Origin of the sequence: Pseudomonas segetis, from assembly GCF_900188155.1 — a bacterium.
GTDB classification, from domain to species: domain Bacteria; phylum Pseudomonadota; class Gammaproteobacteria; order Pseudomonadales; family Pseudomonadaceae; genus Aquipseudomonas; species Aquipseudomonas segetis.
In genome coordinates, this window is record NZ_FZOG01000001.1 from 842,724 (window position 1) to 860,077 (window position 17,354).

The following is a 17,354-nucleotide window of genomic DNA, read 5'->3' on the forward strand; positions in this document are numbered from 1 at the left end:
CTTTCGACCGGAGAGACAAAGATGGCAACGCTTGAACTACGCAAGGTACACAAGAGCTACGGCAGTGGTCTGGCCGATACGCTGAAGAATATTGAACTGAAAATCGATTCGGGTGAGTTCCTGATCCTGGTCGGGCCCTCTGGTTGCGGCAAGTCCACGTTGATGAACTGCATTGCGGGTCTGGAAAGCATCAGCGGCGGTGAAATCCTGGTCGAAGGCGCTGATATAAGCGGCATGAGCCCGAAGGATCGCGACATCGCCATGGTGTTTCAATCCTATGCGCTGTACCCGACCATGAGCGTTCGCGACAACATTGCCTTCGGCTTGAAGATGCGCAAGATGGCGCCTGAGGCGATTGATGAGGAAGTCGCCCGGGTCGCCAGGCTGCTGCAAATCGAGCATTTGCTCAAGCGCAAGCCTGGGCAACTGTCAGGCGGCCAGCAACAGCGCGTAGCCATGGGGCGTGCCTTGGCGCGACGCCCGAAAATCTACCTGTTCGATGAGCCTTTATCCAACCTGGACGCCAAGCTGCGCGTCGAGATGCGTACCGAAATCAAGCTGATGCACCAGCGTCTCAAGACCACCACGGTGTATGTCACCCATGATCAGATCGAGGCCATGACTTTGGGTGACAAGGTGGCGGTGATGAAGGAGGGCATCATTCAGCAGTTCGGCACACCGCAGCAGATTTACAACGATCCTGCCAACCTGTTTGTAGCCAGCTTCATTGGATCGCCGCCGATGAATTTTATTCCGGTAAAGCTCGAGCCTGCTGGCAACCAACTGTTTGCGCCATTGTGCAGCGGTGAAAAGGCTGAGCTCAGCTGTGCATTGCCGTTGGCGGCGATGGCCGAAGGCGTCGAGGGGCGCGAAGTTATCCTGGGTGTCAGGCCCGAGCAGATCCAGACCACTGCCGGGACGCCGGGACTGGTGCCGATTGCCGCCGAAGTCGAGATTATCGAGCCGACCGGTCCGGACACCCTGGTCTTTGTCACGCTCAATCAAACCAAGGTGTGTTGTCGCATGTCGCCTGATGACGCGCCCCGTGTCGGCCAGGTTATCGAACTGCAACTCGATCCGGAAAAAATCATGCTGTTTGACGCCAACAGCGGCGAGCGTCTTCGTCCTTTGTCAGCCACAACGGCTCAGTCAGCCAGCAATGTCACGCGCCTGAGAAGCCTTTAGCCGTGGCGATTTAACAGCCTCTGGCCGTTGGCCAGGTTCATTGCATTTTGATGATGTTCAACCGGGTTCTTGAGCCCGGTTGCTGGAGCTGTGCGTGCATAGGGATATCACCCTTAGCAGTTTAAGTGGCGGCTGCCTTGTTTCGTCACCTGAGCTGAGCCTTTTCGGACTTAACAATAAAAATAATTGGAGTTGAAATGAGAGCAGCAACACGTATCAGCCTTGCGCTAGCGGTGAGTTATTTGGCTATGCCAATGACGGCCGACGCGCTGGAGTTCAGCGGTTATGTGCGCAGCGGCGCGGGAAGCTCGGAAAACGGAGGAAGCCAGTCGTGTTTCCAGTTGCCGGGCGCGCAGTCCAAGTATCGCCTGGGTAACGAGTGCGAAACCTATTCGGAGCTGGACTTGCGCCAGGACTTGCTGAGTCTTGACGACGGTTCCACCTTGAGTGTCGAAGGCATGGCTCAGTTGTACAACGAATATGGCCACACGCCCAAATTCACCGGTGACTATGGTTTTGCCCGGATGAACCAGATGTACGCAGAGTGGAGCAATATGCCCGCGCTCAATGGCGGCTCGCTCTGGGCGGGGCGCCGTTTCTACAAGCGTAATGACATTCATATCTCTGACTTCTATTACTGGAACCAGAGCGCGACCGGCTTCGGCGTCGATGAAATGGTCATTGGCGATCTCAAGTACAGCTACGTCTTCTCCCGCAAGGACAGCTACTTTCAGGATGACTACACCACCCGCCATGACTTCAACGTGGGCGGTTTCAAGACCAATCCGGGCGGAGAGGTCGAAGTGGGCTACAGCTATATCGACAACCCGGATCGCGGTGACAGCAGCAGTGGCTGGGCCATTACCGGACAGCATGTACAAAAGCTGTTTCTGGGTGGCACCAACAAGTTTGCCCTGCAATACGGCGAGGGGCCAGGCACCGGGCTGGGGACCACTGGTGATGTCGGGCTTGATCGCGACAGCAAGAGCTACCGTTTGGTCGAGTTCTTTGACTGGCAGATAACGCCACGTCTGGGTGGCCAGGTCGAAGTGGTGTACCAGAAGGATATTCGCCCCGACAGTGATGATCAGGACTGGTTGTCGGTTGGTGGGCGCACCACTTATGCGTTCACCGATCAATTCAAGCTGGTCGGTGAGCTGGGACGCGATCAGGTCGATGCAGCGGATGGTACGCGCAAGCTGACCAAGTTTACCGTTGCACCAACCTGGTCACCGGCTGGCCCGGGGTTTTGGGCGCGCCCGGAGTTTCGCCTGTATTACACCTATGCCAGCTGGAACGAAGCGGCTCAACGTGCGGCAAGCCAGATGGCTGCCGGCTCGGCGTTATCTGACTCGGGCGTGTTTGATAACGCCCGGCATGGCTCGAACTTTGGGGTTCAGGTCGAATATTGGTGGAAGTAGGCCCGGCGGCGGTTCAGGCTGCCTGGACCGCCACTGCGCTTAATCTTCATCCGCTGGGTAGCGACTGGCGTTGAGGCTTTCCTTGATTTTGCGCAGATGGGGTTGGAAATCGACGCCACGGCGCAGGGTCACGCCGGTTGCGAGCACATCAAGGACGGTCAATTGGATGATGCGTGAGGTCATCGGCATGTAGATGTCGGTGTCTTCGGGCAGGGGGATGTCCAGGCTCAGGGTGCTGGCCTTGGCCAATGGTGAGTTGGCAGCGGTCAGGCCCAATACCGAGGCGCCTTTGTCCCGGGCAATGCGGGCGACTTCAACCAGTTCGCGGGTGCGCCCGGTGTAGGAAATGATGACGAACAGGTCACCGGTATGCGCCACCGAGGCCAGCATGCGCTGCATCAAGACATCGGCATGGGCGGTTACCGCGAGGTTAAAGCGGAAGAACTTATGTTGGGCATCCAGTGCGACAGGTGCGGAGGCGCCAAGTCCAAAGAAATGGATCTGTCGGGCCTGGATCAGTAGGTCAACGGCGCGGCTGATCAGTTGTGGGTCGAGTGACTGGCAGGCGCTGTCGAGCGAGGTAATGGCGCTGCCAAAAATTTTGCGGGTATAGGCTTCGGGGCCGTCATCGGCTTCAACCGCCCGGCTGACGTAGGCGGCGCCACTGGCAAGGCTCTGGGCGAGCTGCATTTTCAGCTCAGGATAACCGTTAACGCCAAATGAGCGACAGAAGCGATTGACCGTTGGCTCGCTGACCGAGGCTGCCTGGGCGAGCGCGGCTATGCTCAAGCGTGTCGCCTGCTGCGGGTTATGCAAAATCACTTCGGCAACCTTGCGCTCTGCCTTGTTGAGGCTGTCGAGGCGGGTTTGGATTTGCTCCAGTAGGTTTCGCACGCGATCCATTTTTGTTCCTTATGCAGACAGGCAACCGACGAAAATGCAGGCCTATCGTACTGATCGGCCCTGATTGTCACCACTTGTTCTGTTAATTTCCGATAAATGTTGTTTTTATTACGACATATTGCGGTGTAGTATGCCCAGCAGGGTGTTTCTCGCTGAAGTTGATAGAAGAACATATATCATGCCAAGCATAACTGTTGAACCTTGTACCTTTGCTTTGTTCGGTGCGCTGGGTGATCTGGCCTTGCGCAAGCTGTTTCCAGCCCTTTTTCAACTGGATCAGGCTGATTTGTTGCACGCCGACACGCAAATCCTGGCGCTGGCGCGCGACGCCGGCGAGCCCCAGCAGTATATCGCCACGATTGAAAATGCCCTGCGCGGCTATATAGACGCAAAGAACCTTGATGAAGGCGTCATGCAGCGCTTCCTTGCACGCTTAAGCTATGTGCGAATGGATTTCCTGCAGGCCGATGATTACCAGCAATTGGCTGGGCAGGTGGCCGGCGACAAATGCCTGATTGCCTACTTTGCAACGCCTGCATCGGTGTATGGCAGCATTTGTGCAAATCTTGCGCGAGTGGGTTTGGTGGACCGCACGCGGGTGGTTCTGGAAAAGCCCATTGGCCATGACCTGGCTTCCTCGCGTGAGGTCAACAATGCGGTGGCGCAGTACTTCCCGGAAACTCGCATCTACCGTATTGACCATTACCTGGGCAAGGAAACCGTGCAGAACCTGATCGCACTGCGTTTCGCCAATAGTCTGTTCGAGACCCAGTGGAATCAGAATCACATTTCCCACGTTGAAATCACCGTGGCCGAGAAAGTCGGCATTGAAGGCCGCTGGGGCTATTTCGACCAGGCTGGCCAGCTGCGTGACATGATCCAGAATCACCTGTTGCAGCTGCTTTGCCTGATCGCCATGGACCCGCCCAGCGACTTGTCTGCCGACAGCATTCGTGACGAGAAGGTCAAGGTGCTCAAGGCTCTCGAGCCTATTACCGCCGAGCAGCTCAGCCAGCGTGTTGTGCGCGGTCAGTATGTGGCCGGCAACAGTGCTGGCAAGGCTGTGCCTGGTTACCTTGAAGAAGAAAACTCCAACACCGAGAGCAATACCGAAACCTTCGTTGCATTGCGTGCCGATATCCGCAACTGGCGCTGGTCGGGCGTGCCGTTTTACCTGCGCACCGGCAAGCGCATGGCGGAAAAAATGTCACAGATCGTGATTCATTTCAAAGAGCCGCCGCATTACATCTTTGCCGCCGAACAACGGCCGCTGATCAGCAATCGACTGATTATCCGTCTGCAGCCTGACGAGGGAATTTCCCTGCAGGTGATGACCAAGGATCAAGGCCTCGATAAAGGCATGCAGTTGCGCAGCGGGCCCTTGCAGCTGAGTTTTTCGGACACCTATCAAAGTGCGCGCATCCCCGATGCCTATGAGCGTTTGTTGCTTGAGGTGATGCGCGGCAATCAGAATCTGTTCGTGCGCAAAGATGAAATCGAACACGCATGGCTCTGGTGCGACCAGTTGATTGATGGCTGGAAACGTCTTGGCGATAAGCCCAAGCCCTATGCCGCAGGCTCTTGGGGGCCAATGGCTTCAATCGCCCTAATTACTCGTGATGGAAAGGCTTGGTATGGCGATCTCTGACCTGCAGTTACCGGCTGGCGTTGTGGCGCACAGTCTTAACAATTCCACGCAACTGGCCAATAAGCTGGCCGCCGACGTTGCCGATGCCTTGCGTTCAGCCATTGCTGAACAGGGCAGGGCGACATTGGTGGTGTCGGGCGGTCGCAGTCCGGTTGCCTTTTTCGAGGCCTTGGCCAAGCAGCCGTTGCAGTGGTCCAGCGTGGTGGTCAGCCTGGCTGATGAACGCTGGCTGCCGACTAGCCACGCCGACAGCAATGAAGGCCTGGTGCGTCGCCATCTGCTGCAAGGACAAGCGGCTTCCGCCCGGATGTTCGGCCTGTACTCCAGCGCCGCTTCGGTTGAAGAGGCGGCGGTTACCGCCGACCAGGCGCTGAAGGAACTACCGTCGATAGACGTGTTGGTGCTGGGCATGGGGGATGACGGCCATACCGCGTCCCTGTTTCCTCAAAGTCCCAACCTGCCTGAGGCGCTGGCGCCAGATACCGAGCGACGTTGCTTGCCAATGCTCGCTCCGACTGTGCCGCATCAGCGCTTGACCATGAGCTTGGCGTTGCTCGCTTCAGCCAGGCACAAGGTGTTGGCCATGCAGGGCAAGAACAAGCTGGCGACGCTGAAGCAAGCGTTGCAGCCTGATGCGGTGGCGCTTATGCCGGTGCGTGCTTTTTTGCAATCTCCTCTTGAAATTTACTGGTGCCCATAGCCCGGTAGCTCTAGTTTTTAAGGACCTTTGGTTATGACAACTCACGAAACCCATCAGCAGCGAATGGTGACCAAGATCGCGCAAATCGATGCCATCTGCGCGCAAGCGAAGGTAATGCCGGTCATCACCATCTCCCGCGAGGAAGATATCTTGCCGATGGCTGATGCATTGGCCGCAGGCGGGCTTAGCGTGCTTGAAGTTACGCTGCGCTCGGAGCATGGCCTGACCGCCATTCGCCGCTTGCGTGAAGCGCGTCCGGACTTGGTGGTGGGTGCCGGCACGGTGCTTGATGTCGACATGCTTGCAGCGGCTGAAGCGGCTGGCGCGCAATTTATTGTGACGCCCGGCTGTACCCCCGAGTTGCTCGAGGCAAGCCTTGCCAGCGATGTTCCACTGTTGCCGGGGATCGCCAGTGCCTCGGAGATCATGATGGGCTATGCCCTGGGCTATCGTCGCTTCAAGCTGTTCCCGGCTGAAGTCAGCGGCGGTACTGCGGCACTCAAGGCCCTTGGCGGGCCGTTTCCGGCCGTGCGCTTCTGCCCGACGGGCGGTGTCAGCCTGGCGAATGTACAAAGCTACATGGCCCAGCCTAACGTGATGTGCGTGGGCGGCACCTGGATGCTCGACAGTGCCTGGATCAAGGCCGGAGACTGGGCGCGGGTTGAGCAAGCCAGCGCAGAGGCTTTGGCGCTATTGGCAAGCTAGGTCGTGGTCTGCGGGTCGCCTGGCAACCAGTCGACCCGCTGTTTTTCAGCTTCACCGCCAGTCGACTTCTCTGGCGACGGTTGCATCTCTCTTCTATGGTCATTCGACTGTTCCAGCGCATCGCTTAAACAACCCTCTTTGTCGTGATGCTCGCTGCGTTTTCGTCTGCGCTTGAGCGTCCAGCCAGCATTGCATGAAATTAATTTTCGGGACCTGTCGATTTGCCGTGCGCCGGTTCGACTACTGCACAGTGAAGCCGAAAATAATAAGGAGTTTGTTATGCGTTGCATGGTGATAGTCAAAGCCAGTCCCGAGTCGGAGGCAGGTGAGATGCCCTCTGAAGCCTTGCTTGAGCAGATGGGTAATTTCAACGAAGAGTTGGTCAAGGCGGGTGTGATGCTCGCAGGTGAAGGTTTGCATCCGAGCAGCAGAGGCGTGCGTGTTCAGTTCTCAGGTGATCGGCGTACTGTGGTCGATGGTCCATTTATGGAAACCAAGGAACTGATCGCCGGGTTCTGGATATTCAATGTGGCTTCCATGCAAGAGGCCATCGACTGGGTCAAGCGTTGCCCGAACCCTATGGTCAGTGATTCTGAGATCGAAATCCGCCCGATATTCGAGGCCGAGGATTTTGGCGAGGAATTTACCCCGGAACTGCAAGAGCAAGAGCGACGTCTGCGCGAGCAGATCGAGCAAAAAGCCAAGTGAATTGATTGGGAGTGAACGATGAAAATTAATAGCTACCTGACATTTGATGGTAACTGCGAAGAGGCTTTCAACTTTTATGCCGACTGCCTGGGCGGCAAGGTTGAGGCTCTCATGCGTTTTTCCGAGATGCCTGCTGAGGCGGGGGATGTTCCGCCCGAACTCGCTGAGCGTATTTTGCATGCGCGCCTGGTCGTGGGTGATCAGGTCCTGATGGCTTCAGATGCATGCCCCATGAGTCCTTACGAAGGCATCCGAGGCAATTCGGTGGCCATTAATCTGGACTGCATCGAAAAGGGCGAGCGGATCTTCAATGCCCTGGCCCAGGGCGGGACCATCGAAATGCCCTTCGAGCAAACCTTCTGGGCGACTCGCTTTGGTTCGGTCAAGGATCGCTTTGGGGTGCCCTGGCTGATTAACTGCGAGGTCAGCGAGTAAAGCAAATGCCCGCTACAACTGCAGGGTTGTAGCGGGCATTTTCAGGCTTCAGGCAAATTAAGAGGCCAGGCCAATCGAGCTGACATTATCAGGCTTTTCCACCTCAAGCGGTGCCTCGGCCACTGCGCCAAGGAACTCGTCGCCCCAGCGGCGAATGTCGTTGTAGCTGACAATATCGAACAACTCGCGCAATCGCGCTTGCGCCTCGACTTTTGGCAAGTTGAGTGCCCAATAGCAGGTGCTGGTCAGGTCGGCCGGATCATGGGGGTTGGTCAGCAGCGCCCCCTTGAGTTCGGCGGCAGCGCCAGCAAATTCGGAAAGCACCAGCACGCCACTGCCACCAAGCAGGCCCTGGGCTGCGACAAACTCCTTGGCAACCAGGTTGAGACCATCGCGCAGCGGAGTGATCCACATCACGTCGGCCATGGCATACCAGGCGCTGACTTCTTCAAATGGCAAGCTGCGGAAGAAGAACTGCAACGGCGTCCAGCCTATGCGGGCGAAGCGACCATTGATGCGGCCAACTGCCTGTTCGATCTGCGATTGCAGTTCGTCGTAGATGGTCATCTCCTTGGCGGCAGGTACACAAACGGTGACCAGCGTGACCTTGCCGAGCAGTTCCGGATTTTCCTCGAGCAGGCGCTCGTAGGCGTTGAGCTTTTCCAGGATGCCCTTGGTGTAGTCGAGGCGTTCGACCGAGAGGATCAGCTTGATGCCGGTGAGTTCTTCACGCAGGCGCGCCATCATTTCGCGAATTTTCGGATTGTCCAGCGCGCTGCGTACCCGGTCGATGTCCAGGCCAACTGGATGCGCGCCGAGCTTGACCGTGCGACTGCCGGTGTCGACGGCAGTGGTCATGCGCTCAAGGCCAACCGCGCAGCCGTAGGTGATAAAGCGTGGTGCGCAGTTCTGGCGGCTGACCGTCTGCAGCGGCGTTACGCCACGCGCAACATCGACGAAGTTCTCAACCTGGCGTGGGATATGGAAGCCGATGTAGTCGCACTGCAACAGGCTGCCGATGATCTGGCGACGCCATGGCAGCACATTGAACACGTCAGCCGAAGGGAAGTAGGTATGGTGGAAAAAGGCAATCTTCAGGTCTGGGCGCAGTTCACGCAGGTAGCCCGGCACCATCCACAGGTTGTAGTCGTGCAGCCACACCGTTGCGCCTTCGGCCGCTTCAAGGGCGGTGCGCTCGGCAAAGGCCCGGTTGACCTTGAGGAACACTTGCCAGTCATCTTCGCGGAAGGTTGCACGCTCCCAAAAGGTATGCAACGTTGGCCAGAAGGCTTCCTTGGAGAAGCGCTTGTAGAAGATATCGACTTCTTCCTTGGTCAGTGCGACCCGCGCAGCCTTGAGCTTTGGATAGCGCTCGGCATCAACCGTGGTGTGGGTTTCAAAGGGTTCTTGCTCATCGCCTTCATGGATGGCCCAGGCGACCCAGGAGCCGGGACGGCCGTCACCAAAGAAGCTCAACAGAGTGGGAATGATCCCATTGGGAGACGTTGGCCGGCGGCGCTGCAGCTTGCCGTCGGCGCCGCGATATTCTTCATAGGGCAGGCGGTGATAAACCATGACCATCTCGGATTTGCCCGGTTGTGCGGCTTGGCGCTTTTCCGCGGCTATACCGTGCTCGCCAAGAAAGCCAAAGTGGGCAAATGCTTCGAGAATCCCGCCGCAACCGGTGCGTTGCGCATGCAGGGTGCGTGAGTGGTGCAAGGTGGCGTCGAGCAAGGCCTGTTCGGACTTGCCCACGCAGACACCGTGAAACTTGGTGTCGAGCATGCCAAGGTCATTGAGTGTGTCGCCAGCGGCCAGGACCTGGTCGTCATCCAGTTCAAGCCAGGCTGCCAATGCTTCGAGGCTGCTGCCCTTGTTCACGCCTTTGGGTAAAAAGTCGAGGTAGCGGGCTGCGGAGTAGAGCAGGTCGCATCCCAGCGAGTCGGCAACGGCTTGCAGCTCTGGCGCTGCGGCTTGCTCGGGGGTGCAGAAGTAGGAGCAGCGACGGACTTGCGGCACGTCCTGGCGCTCGAGGTTGAAGCCCTCGATGGCGCTTGCGACCTGGCTTTCACCTGGCCAGAGGGCATCGACGGCATTTTGCAAGGGTTGAATGGGTTGCAAGCTGTCGCCATGGACCATGGTCGCGCCAACATCGGCAATGATGTAGTCGGGATGTGGCAGTGTCGGGTCCGCCAGCAAGGGCAATACCGCTTCCAGGCTGCGCCCGGTGACATAGGCCAGCTTGATTTCTGGGTGGGCGGCAATGGTTTGGTAAAGGCTTAAACGATCCTCTGGATCGCCAGCAAGAAAAGTACCGTCAAGATCGGTTGCAAGTAGCATGCGCTGTCTCCCTGTCCATATAGTGGGTGCAGTTGACGCGCCGACATCAGCCGACGAGCTTGAGCCTGTTGTTGGGGCAGCAGGCTCTGCGTTTCGGGCAGTTGCATCCACATCGTGGGTGACTGCCTTTGTTGTTATGCAGCAACAGGACGTGCCTGCTGCTACGGTGATTCGGGTTCCGGGCCTGCGTTGTTGGTCCCTGAGTCCAGGTCGGCCGGCGGTGTATCAGGCATGAGCTCCAATACAGTGTGGCTGGTGCGCAGCATGGGCACGAAGTGCGCCTGATCACCGCTGACCAGGTCAGTGACATGGCGCAGGCGGTAAAGTGCGTAGGCGGCCAGTAATCCCAGTACTACCGCAAAGTACAGTGGCAAGGCGTGGGCGCCCAGGTGCTGCATCAGAACACCAGCAAGGAGCGGGCCACAAACCGAGCCGATACCGTTGACCATCAACAAGCTGCTTGAGCCTGCAAGGATTTCGTCGCTGTGCAACTGGTCGATCAGCTGTGCAACTGCAATGGGATAGATGGCAAACGCCAGGCCACCCCAAATAAACATCAAGCCCAACAGCAATGGGCCAGCAGGCATGAAGCTCATCAGCAGGGCGACTGCCACGGCCAGCGTAACGACCCAGAACATGATCAGGCGACGGTCGTGCTTGTCCGAATAACGGCCAATGGGCAGTTGCAATAATGCGCCGCCAAGAATGGCGCTGCTCATCAACAGGCCGACGCCCCTGGCGTCGAAGCCGCTGAGGTTGGCGTACACCGGCGCCATGCCCCAAAAGGCCCCCAGGGCCAAGCCAGACAAGCCCGCGGCGGCGATCGACAAAGGCGCGATTCTGGCGATCTGGCGAACATCTGTGTGCAGGGTTTCAGGCACCGTTGGCTGAATTTGCCGGGTCAGGGTGATCGGCATCAATGCTGCACTGATCAGAATCGCTGCCAGGGCGAACAGCAGAAACTCGGTTGGTTCGGCCAGGTTCAGCAACTGTTGCGCCGCTGCCAATGCGCCCAAATTGACCGCCATGTAGATCGCGAATACGGTGCCGCGCTTGTCATTGGGCACCTGCGCGTTAAGCCAGCTTTCGATAACCATGTACAGGCTGACGAGCGCCAGGCCATAGATGACTCGCAGGCCGAGCCAGACCCAAGGGTTGACAATCAGCACATGGAGCAGGGCGGTGATGGCTGCCAATGCAGCACAAAACGCGAACGCACGGATATGTCCAATGCGCCGTACCAGCGGGATCGCCAGCCAGGTGCCGAGGAGAAAGCCGACAAAGTACCCGGACATAATCAGCCCGAGCATCCCGGTGGAATAGCCTTGGGCTACGCCGCGCAGGGTCAGAAGAGTGTTGAGCAGGCCATTGCCGAGCAGGAGTAACGCGACCCCGCTCAGCAGTGAGCTGATAGGGGCAATAAGGGACCACATGGCGATCTACCCTATGGAACTAGTCCTAAGATAGCAAGCACAAAGCGCGCCACTAACTTTTGATTTGTTTTGTTAAGCTCTTGATTTATATGAATTAATTGCGGTTAAAAAATTTTATTTAATTTTTCATGAAGCAGGCTTGCACCGGGTTGGTGCGGTTTTGTGCGGGCTAAGGCGTTTTTATCCGCGACAGTGCAGGCAGGCTCTCCTTGGCTGCACTATTGATTCGCTCGATAAAATCGTTGATTTCTTCACGGTCTCGCGGCGTCGTCAAATGTTCGTCAGCGCTTTCAATAACGCTACGGGCGTGGCGCAGAAGCTGCACTTTGTACTCAGCCTTGGGGTTTTGGTGAAGCAGGTTCTTGAAGGCCTGGAGCAAGCTGACCAATACGCTGGGATCAGCAGCGCCATAGGTGCGAATGGGGCCGAGGACCTGTTGCAGCAACTGGTCCAGTGATAGCTCATTGAGGAACAGGCGCGGCGGCTCGTCTTCGAGCTCGCTGAAGTCAAAGGCGGGCAGGTTCAGGCGCTGGCTTAAAAGCACGCTGAGCATGTCGATGGACTTGATCGCAGTGCCTGGGTCGTTGATCCCGGGGCTAAGTGCCTTTACTGCAATTTCGGATATCTGCTTGCAGCCAAACAAGTAATGGGTGCTGGGGTACTCCTCGATAAAAAAGTCGAAGCAATCGAGTAACTGGTTTATCAGTGCTTCGTCGACCTTGCGGTCGAGCTTGAACAGTGGATGTCCTTCCATGACGAAAAAACCGCGATGCACCTGAATGGTCATTTTCAGGTCATGCTCGCAGAGCAGTTCATTGACCATTGTTGCGTTGATTTCCTTGAAGTAACCACTGCGTTCAGAGCGAATCTGCTGCCACTTCTGGTCATTGGGCCACTTTGGCGCCGGGCTCTGTGCCGCCATCTTGCAGATGCGAGACTCCAGTTTTTTGCGCGTCACTTGATAAAGGTTGCTGAGGATGTGCTCGACCTGGATCGACTGTGAAATTGAGCGAATGAAGTAAACGAACAACCCCAGGCAGGCAATTCCCAGCGCCAGGGTAATAAGGACGCCAAGGCTGGGGACTTTGTCGCTGCCATTTTGCTCAATGGTGGTTATCAGCAGCAGTGCATAGATGATGGTGCCCAGGTAGAAACCAAGGGTTTTCTGGTGGCTCTTGCTGCTTACCAGCCCCGGAAGGACGCGGGGAGAGAGCACCGAGGCTGCATTGTTGAGAACCACCATCACCATTGAGAAACTAAATACCATCAGCGATACCAGGCCGCCGACCAGGGTGCCGAGAATCAGCCGGGCGTTATCGGCATTGCGCACCAGGCCGATGTCAAATTTAGCTTTGAGCTCCATCAGCCAGGGTTGGTATTCGATCGAGATATTCAGCAGGCAGGCCAGGACAAAGCCCAAGGCAATCAGCGTGGGATAGAAGGCCAGGCTATGAATGGTTCGCTGGTAGACGCGAAAGAGGATGTTCGATGGACTGATCACTGGCGTTCCTTATCAGACAGTCACCGAACTATAGCTAAAGTAGGCTTGGGCCATAAAACAATAAATGCAGCTTCACGAGCTGTTTCGATGTGCCGGACCCTTGTTGGCTGGCCGCTTGGCAGCGTTGCCAAGCGGCCAGGGCGGTCATTCGGTGCAGACCTGGGCAATGGCCCGCGCCAACTGCGGGAAACGCTCGGCATCGATTCCGGCGACATTGGCTCGACCTGAACCGACCATATAAATGCTGAACGCTTCGCGAAGCCGCGTGACCTGCGATTGTGTCAAGCCGGTGTAGGAGAACATGCCGCGTTGCTGATTGATATGCGCAAAGCGCTGCGCCAATCCGTGGGGTTCCAGTGCGTTGACCAAGCCCTCGCGCAAGCTGGCAATTCGTTCACGCATGCTGTTCAACTCATGGCTCCAGATTGCTTTCAGTTCCGGATCGGCCAGGATGATAGCGACCACGGCTGCACCATGGGCCGGTGGTGTCGACCATAGGTTGCGCGCCAGAAACGCCAGTTGACTGCGAATATCGACGAGCTTCTCAGTGTCCGCCGCACAAACCAGCAACGCGCCCGTGCGCTCGCGATACAGGCCAAAGTTTTTCGAGCAAGAACTGGTAATCAGCAGTTCCGGTAGCGCTTGAGCGAACAGTCGAACTGCCCAGGCATCCTGCTCGAGGCCTTCGCCAAAGCCCTGGTAGGCAAAATCGATCAGTGGCAGCAGCTCCCGGGCCTTGACCACTTCGAGTACGCGTTGCCAGTCTTCATGGCTCAGGTCGAAGCCAGTGGGGTTGTGGCAGCAGGCATGCAGGAGCACCACGTCGCCTTGCGGGATTTGGCCCAGGGCCGTGAGCATCGCCTCGACATTCAGGCGGTTATCCGCGCCGACATAGGGGTAATGGCTGACTTCAAGGCCTGCTTCGGCAAAGATGCTTTCGTGGATCGGCCAGGTCGGGTCGCTCAACCAGATGCCCCGCCCGGCCAGGTGATGGCTGATGAAGTCTGCTGCCAGACGTAATGCACCGGTGCCGCCAGGGGTTTGGGTGGCGCCGACGCGCTGTTCGGCCAGCGCCTGGCTGTCAGTGCCGAGGACTAATTCTGCCAGCAGTTGGCAAAACACTGGATCACCGTGACCGCCGACATAGCTCTTGGTTGTTTCGCTATCAATCAAGCGCTGCTCCGCGAGCTTGACCGCCTTGGGAATAGGCGTCAGGCCTTGGCCGTCCTTATAGACACCAACGCCAAGGTCGAGTTTTTCCGGACGGTTGTCGGCGCGGTAGGCCTCCATCAGGCTCAGGATTGGGTCTCCGGGTACGCGGGCGATGGACGCAAAGTGATTCACTTGCGGCCCTCGGCGTGTGTGGCGACCTCGTCGGTACGGGCAGCCATGATGAAATCGTTACGGTGCAGGCCCTTGATCGAGTGGCTCCACCAGGTCACTGTCACTTTGCCCCATTCGGTGAGCAAGCCAGGATGATGACCTTCGGCTTCAGAAATTTCGCCAACGGCATTGGTGAAGGCCAGTGCATGCTTGAAGTTCTTGAACAGATAGACATTTTCCAGCTGCATGATCGAGTCACGGACTTCGATGTTCCAATCCGGGATTTGCTTGAGCAACTCCGGCAACTCCTGATCCGATACCTGGGGGGCGCCAGCTTGGCAGGCTTCACAATGGGCTTGGCTAAGAGCAGTCATGATGACTCCTTGAAATTCATTGAATGTTAGTCACACAGCTGTGACGCCGAAAAATGGCAGGCGTTCAGGCGGCGTGTTTAGGTGGAAACAGGGGCGCGTGCAGGCCTAGCTCGCGGGCTTGAGTGACCATTGCCATGATGTCTTCGTGGGCAAGGTCGAATAAGCGCTTTAGGTTGGGCAAGGCAAAGTAGACCGGTTGCAGAATGTCTATGCGGTAGGGTGTGCGCATGGCTTCAACAGGATCAAAGGCCAGGTGTTGCGGCTGGTCGGATAGGCAATACAGCGTTTCCCTGGGGGAGGAAAGGATACCGCCGCCATAAATCTTGCGGCCCTGGCTGGTATCGACCAGGCCAAACTCGATGGTCATCCAGTACAGGCGAGCCAGGAACACACGTTGCTCCTTGCTGGCCTTTAGGCCCAGCTTGCCGTAGGCATGGGTAAATTCGGCGAACCAGGGATTGGTCAGCAGGGGGCAGTGACCGAAGATCTCGTGGAAGATATCGGGCTCTTGCAGGTAGTCGAGTTCTTCCGGGCTGCGAATGAAGGTCGCGACTGGGAATTGCTTGCTGGCCAGTAATTCGAAGAATGTCTGGAAGGGGATCAGTGCCGGAACCCGGGCAACTTGCCAGCCGGTGGTCGAGTGCAACACCCGGTTGACGTCATTGAGCTGCGGAATGCGTTCATGGGACAGCTTAAGTTGCTCAATGCCGTCGAGGTATTCTTGGCACGCATGGCCCTCAATCACTTGCAGCTGACGCGTGATCAGGGTGTTCCAAAGCTGATGCTCGGCTTCGGGGTAATCAATAAAACCGGTGTCATCCGGTTGCCGAGCCACATATTGCGTGCTCTTCATCTAATCGCCTCCTGATGGAGCTTTTGTTGTTTTGATCAGCTATGAATAACTCGGAAGCAGCGTCTTTACAGCCCTGGTTTTGTGGTCCGGGTGCTGTTTGGGTGGCTAAAATCGTAAAGAAAAAATTACAAGTTGCTGGCGTTGGCTAAGTATCATCTTGCCGAAGGTCTAAGCTGTCACATATTCTTGACGAATAATCCGCTGCGATACTGATTTTTCGGCATCGCGGCCCATAAAAATACGATCCGGGCCCAGTCATGCGTATCAAAGTTCACTGCCAAAACCGCATTGGCATCTTGCGCGACATCCTTAATCTGCTGGTCGAGTACGGCATCAACGTGGCCCGTGGCGAGGTCGGCGGTGAGCATGGCAATGCCATCTACCTGCACTGTCCGAACCTGATCAACCTGCAGTTCCAGTCACTGCGCGCCAAGTTTGAAGCCATTACCGGTGTGTTTGGCGTCAAGCGCGTAGGGCTGATGCCCAGTGAACGGCGGCACCTGGAGCTCAATGCGTTGCTCGGAGCCCTGGATTTTCCAGTGTTGTCCATCGATATGGGCGGTTCTATCGTTGCTGCCAACCGGTCCGCGGCGCAACTGCTTGGCGTGCGGGTCGATGAGGTGCCGGGCATTCCCTTGTCGCGTTATGCCGAGGATTTCGACTTGCCGGAGTTGGTGCGCGCGAACAAATCGCGGATCAATGGCTTGCGGGTCAAGGTCAAGGGCGATGTGTTTCTGGCCGATATCGCGCCGCTGCAATCGGAACATGATGAAAGCGAAGCCCTGGCTGGCGCGGTGCTGACCCTGCATCGCGCGGACCGTGTCGGCGAGCGTATCTACAATGTGCGCAAGCAGGAACTGCGTGGTTTCGACAGTATCTTCCAAAGTTCCAAGGTCATGGCTGCGGTAGTGCGCGAGGCACGGCGCATGGCGCCACTGGATGCGCCACTGTTGATCGAAGGGGAAACCGGCACGGGAAAGGAACTGCTGGCCCGTGCTTGCCACTTGGCCAGCCCACGAGGCCAGTCACCCTTCATGGCGCTTAACTGCGCCGGTTTACCCGAGTCGATGGCCGAGACAGAGCTGTTTGGCTATGGGCCGGGCGCATTCGAAGGCGCCAGGCCCGAAGGTAAGTTGGGCCTGCTCGAATTGACGGCTGGCGGTACGCTGTTTCTTGATGGCGTGGGAGAGATGAGCCCGCGCTTGCAGGCCAAGTTGCTGCGCTTTTTACAAGATGGCTGTTTCCGCCGGGTTGGCAGCGATGAAGAGGTGTACCTCGATGTGCGCGTGGTCTGTGCGACACAGGTGGATCTATCGGAACTCTGCGCGCGCGGTGAGTTTCGTCAAGACCTGTATCACCGGCTCAATGTACTGAGCCTGCATATCCCACCCTTGCGCGAGTGCCTGGATGGGCTGGCTCCGTTGGTTGATCACTTTCTCGACCAGGCCAGTCGGCAAATTGGCTGTGCATTGCCCAAGGTTGCGCCCCAGGTGCTGGAGCGGCTCGGTCACTATCACTGGCCAGGCAATGTGCGCCAGCTTGAAAACGTGCTTTTCCAGGCTGTTTCCTTGTGCGATGGGGGGATGATCAAGCCCGAGTACATTCGCTTGCCAGATTATGGTGCCCCTCAGCCGATTGGTGATTTCTCGCTGGAAGGGGGCTTTGATGCGATTGTCGGGCGTTTCGAAAAAGCCGTGCTTGAGCGCCTGTTCAGCGAGTATCCAAGCAGTCGCCAGCTTGGCAAACGGCTTGGTGTATCGCACACCACCATTGCCAACAAGCTGCGCGAGCACAGTATCGGCAAGGTGGCCAAGGCTGAGTGAAG

15 protein-coding genes are annotated in these 17,354 nt (G+C 57.2%); 8 read left to right on the forward strand and 7 right to left on the reverse strand.

Features of this window, described 5'->3' with window-relative positions; all coding sequences use genetic code 11:
* Nucleotides 1–21 precede the first annotated feature (21 nt).
* Nucleotides 22–1,185, forward strand: a complete 1,164-nt coding sequence (locus CHB79_RS03950; RefSeq protein WP_089358948.1) for an ABC transporter ATP-binding protein — start codon at nucleotides 22–24, stop codon at nucleotides 1,183–1,185.
* Between the two features lie 197 nt (nucleotides 1,186–1,382).
* Complete coding sequence (locus CHB79_RS03955; RefSeq protein ID WP_089358949.1) at nucleotides 1,383–2,606, forward strand: maltoporin; 1,224 nt, start codon at nucleotides 1,383–1,385, stop codon at nucleotides 2,604–2,606.
* A 39-nt stretch (nucleotides 2,607–2,645) separates the two neighbouring features.
* On the opposite strand, the gene CHB79_RS03960 is transcribed toward CHB79_RS03955, so the two are convergent.
* The gene (locus CHB79_RS03960) at nucleotides 2,646–3,500 is read right to left on the reverse strand and encodes a MurR/RpiR family transcriptional regulator (protein ID WP_176443138.1); all 855 of its coding nucleotides are present in this window, start codon (nucleotides 3,498–3,500) and stop codon (nucleotides 2,646–2,648) included.
* A gap of 187 nt (nucleotides 3,501–3,687) precedes the next feature.
* Between CHB79_RS03960 and zwf the strand changes: the two genes are divergently transcribed.
* From zwf to CHB79_RS03985, 5 genes are all read left to right on the forward strand, one after another.
* Nucleotides 3,688–5,157, forward strand: a complete 1,470-nt coding sequence (gene zwf, locus CHB79_RS03965) for a glucose-6-phosphate dehydrogenase (RefSeq protein ID WP_089358950.1) — start codon at nucleotides 3,688–3,690, stop codon at nucleotides 5,155–5,157.
* Nucleotides 5,144–5,857 (forward strand): 6-phosphogluconolactonase, encoded by a 714-nt coding sequence (pgl, locus tag CHB79_RS03970; RefSeq protein WP_089358951.1) that lies wholly within the window; start codon nucleotides 5,144–5,146, stop codon nucleotides 5,855–5,857. Before zwf ends, pgl begins: the two co-directional genes overlap by 14 nt.
* A gap of 33 nt (nucleotides 5,858–5,890) precedes the next feature.
* Complete coding sequence (locus CHB79_RS03975; protein ID WP_176443123.1) at nucleotides 5,891–6,562, forward strand: bifunctional 4-hydroxy-2-oxoglutarate aldolase/2-dehydro-3-deoxy-phosphogluconate aldolase; 672 nt, start codon at nucleotides 5,891–5,893, stop codon at nucleotides 6,560–6,562.
* Between the two features lie 279 nt (nucleotides 6,563–6,841).
* Nucleotides 6,842–7,270, forward strand: a complete 429-nt coding sequence (locus tag CHB79_RS03980) for a YciI family protein (protein ID WP_089358952.1) — start codon at nucleotides 6,842–6,844, stop codon at nucleotides 7,268–7,270.
* 18 nt (nucleotides 7,271–7,288) lie between these two features.
* Complete coding sequence (locus tag CHB79_RS03985) at nucleotides 7,289–7,705, forward strand: VOC family protein (RefSeq protein WP_089358953.1); 417 nt, start codon at nucleotides 7,289–7,291, stop codon at nucleotides 7,703–7,705.
* 57 nt (nucleotides 7,706–7,762) lie between these two features.
* Here the strand turns inward: CHB79_RS03985 and ggpS are convergent, their stop codons facing one another.
* The 6 genes from ggpS to phhA all read right to left on the reverse strand — a co-directional run bounded on the left by ggpS (nucleotide 7,763) and on the right by phhA (nucleotide 15,529).
* Nucleotides 7,763–10,045: a glucosylglycerol-phosphate synthase gene (ggpS, locus tag CHB79_RS03990; protein ID WP_089358954.1), complete on the reverse strand. Its 2,283-nt coding sequence runs from the start codon at nucleotides 10,043–10,045 to the stop codon at nucleotides 7,763–7,765.
* A 161-nt stretch (nucleotides 10,046–10,206) separates the two neighbouring features.
* Entirely contained in the window at nucleotides 10,207–11,478 is a 1,272-nt protein-coding gene (locus CHB79_RS03995) for an MFS transporter (protein ID WP_010483410.1), read from the reverse strand.
* Nucleotides 11,479–11,647: 169 nt separating this feature from the next.
* A complete protein-coding gene (locus CHB79_RS04000; protein WP_010483412.1) occupies nucleotides 11,648–12,979 on the reverse strand; it encodes a DUF2254 domain-containing protein in 1,332 nt (443 codons plus the stop codon).
* 144 nt (nucleotides 12,980–13,123) lie between these two features.
* Nucleotides 13,124–14,323, reverse strand: coding sequence for an amino acid aminotransferase (locus CHB79_RS04005; RefSeq protein WP_089358955.1), 1,200 nt, complete (start codon nucleotides 14,321–14,323; stop codon nucleotides 13,124–13,126).
* Nucleotides 14,320–14,676: a 4a-hydroxytetrahydrobiopterin dehydratase gene (locus CHB79_RS04010; RefSeq protein ID WP_089358956.1), complete on the reverse strand. Its 357-nt coding sequence runs from the start codon at nucleotides 14,674–14,676 to the stop codon at nucleotides 14,320–14,322. The genes CHB79_RS04005 and CHB79_RS04010 overlap by 4 nt, the downstream gene beginning before the upstream one ends.
* Nucleotides 14,677–14,740: 64 nt before the next feature.
* On the reverse strand, nucleotides 14,741–15,529 hold the full coding sequence (gene phhA, locus CHB79_RS04015; RefSeq protein ID WP_089358957.1) for a phenylalanine 4-monooxygenase: 789 nt from the start codon (nucleotides 15,527–15,529) through the stop codon (nucleotides 14,741–14,743).
* Between the two features lie 257 nt (nucleotides 15,530–15,786).
* Here phhA and CHB79_RS04020 point away from each other — a divergent pair, with 257 nt between their 5' ends.
* Nucleotides 15,787–17,352 carry a sigma-54-dependent transcriptional regulator gene (locus tag CHB79_RS04020; protein ID WP_089358958.1) on the forward strand — a complete coding sequence of 522 codons (1,566 nt, stop codon included), beginning with the start codon at nucleotides 15,787–15,789 and terminating at the stop codon, nucleotides 17,350–17,352.
* The last annotated feature ends 2 nt before the right edge of the window (nucleotides 17,353–17,354 follow it).

Coding starts and splice junctions, on each gene's coding strand:
- CHB79_RS03950 (WP_089358948.1), top strand. CDS start 22: ATGGCAACGCTTGAACTACGCAAGGTACACAAGAGCTACGGCAGTGGT.
- CHB79_RS03955 (WP_089358949.1), top strand. CDS start 1,383: ATGAGAGCAGCAACACGTATCAGCCTTGCGCTAGCGGTGAGTTATTTG.
- zwf (WP_089358950.1), top strand. CDS start 3,688: ATGCCAAGCATAACTGTTGAACCTTGTACCTTTGCTTTGTTCGGTGCG.
- pgl (WP_089358951.1), top strand. CDS start 5,144: ATGGCGATCTCTGACCTGCAGTTACCGGCTGGCGTTGTGGCGCACAGT.
- CHB79_RS03975 (WP_176443123.1), top strand. CDS start 5,891: ATGACAACTCACGAAACCCATCAGCAGCGAATGGTGACCAAGATCGCG.
- CHB79_RS03980 (WP_089358952.1), top strand. CDS start 6,842: ATGCGTTGCATGGTGATAGTCAAAGCCAGTCCCGAGTCGGAGGCAGGT.
- CHB79_RS03985 (WP_089358953.1), top strand. CDS start 7,289: ATGAAAATTAATAGCTACCTGACATTTGATGGTAACTGCGAAGAGGCT.
- ggpS (WP_089358954.1), bottom strand. CDS start 10,045: ATGCTACTTGCAACCGATCTTGACGGTACTTTTCTTGCTGGCGATCCA.
- CHB79_RS03995 (WP_010483410.1), bottom strand. CDS start 11,478: ATGTGGTCCCTTATTGCCCCTATCAGCTCACTGCTGAGCGGGGTCGCG.
- CHB79_RS04010 (WP_089358956.1), bottom strand. CDS start 14,676: ATGACTGCTCTTAGCCAAGCCCATTGTGAAGCCTGCCAAGCTGGCGCC.
- phhA (WP_089358957.1), bottom strand. CDS start 15,529: ATGAAGAGCACGCAATATGTGGCTCGGCAACCGGATGACACCGGTTTT.
- CHB79_RS04020 (WP_089358958.1), top strand. CDS start 15,787: ATGCGTATCAAAGTTCACTGCCAAAACCGCATTGGCATCTTGCGCGAC.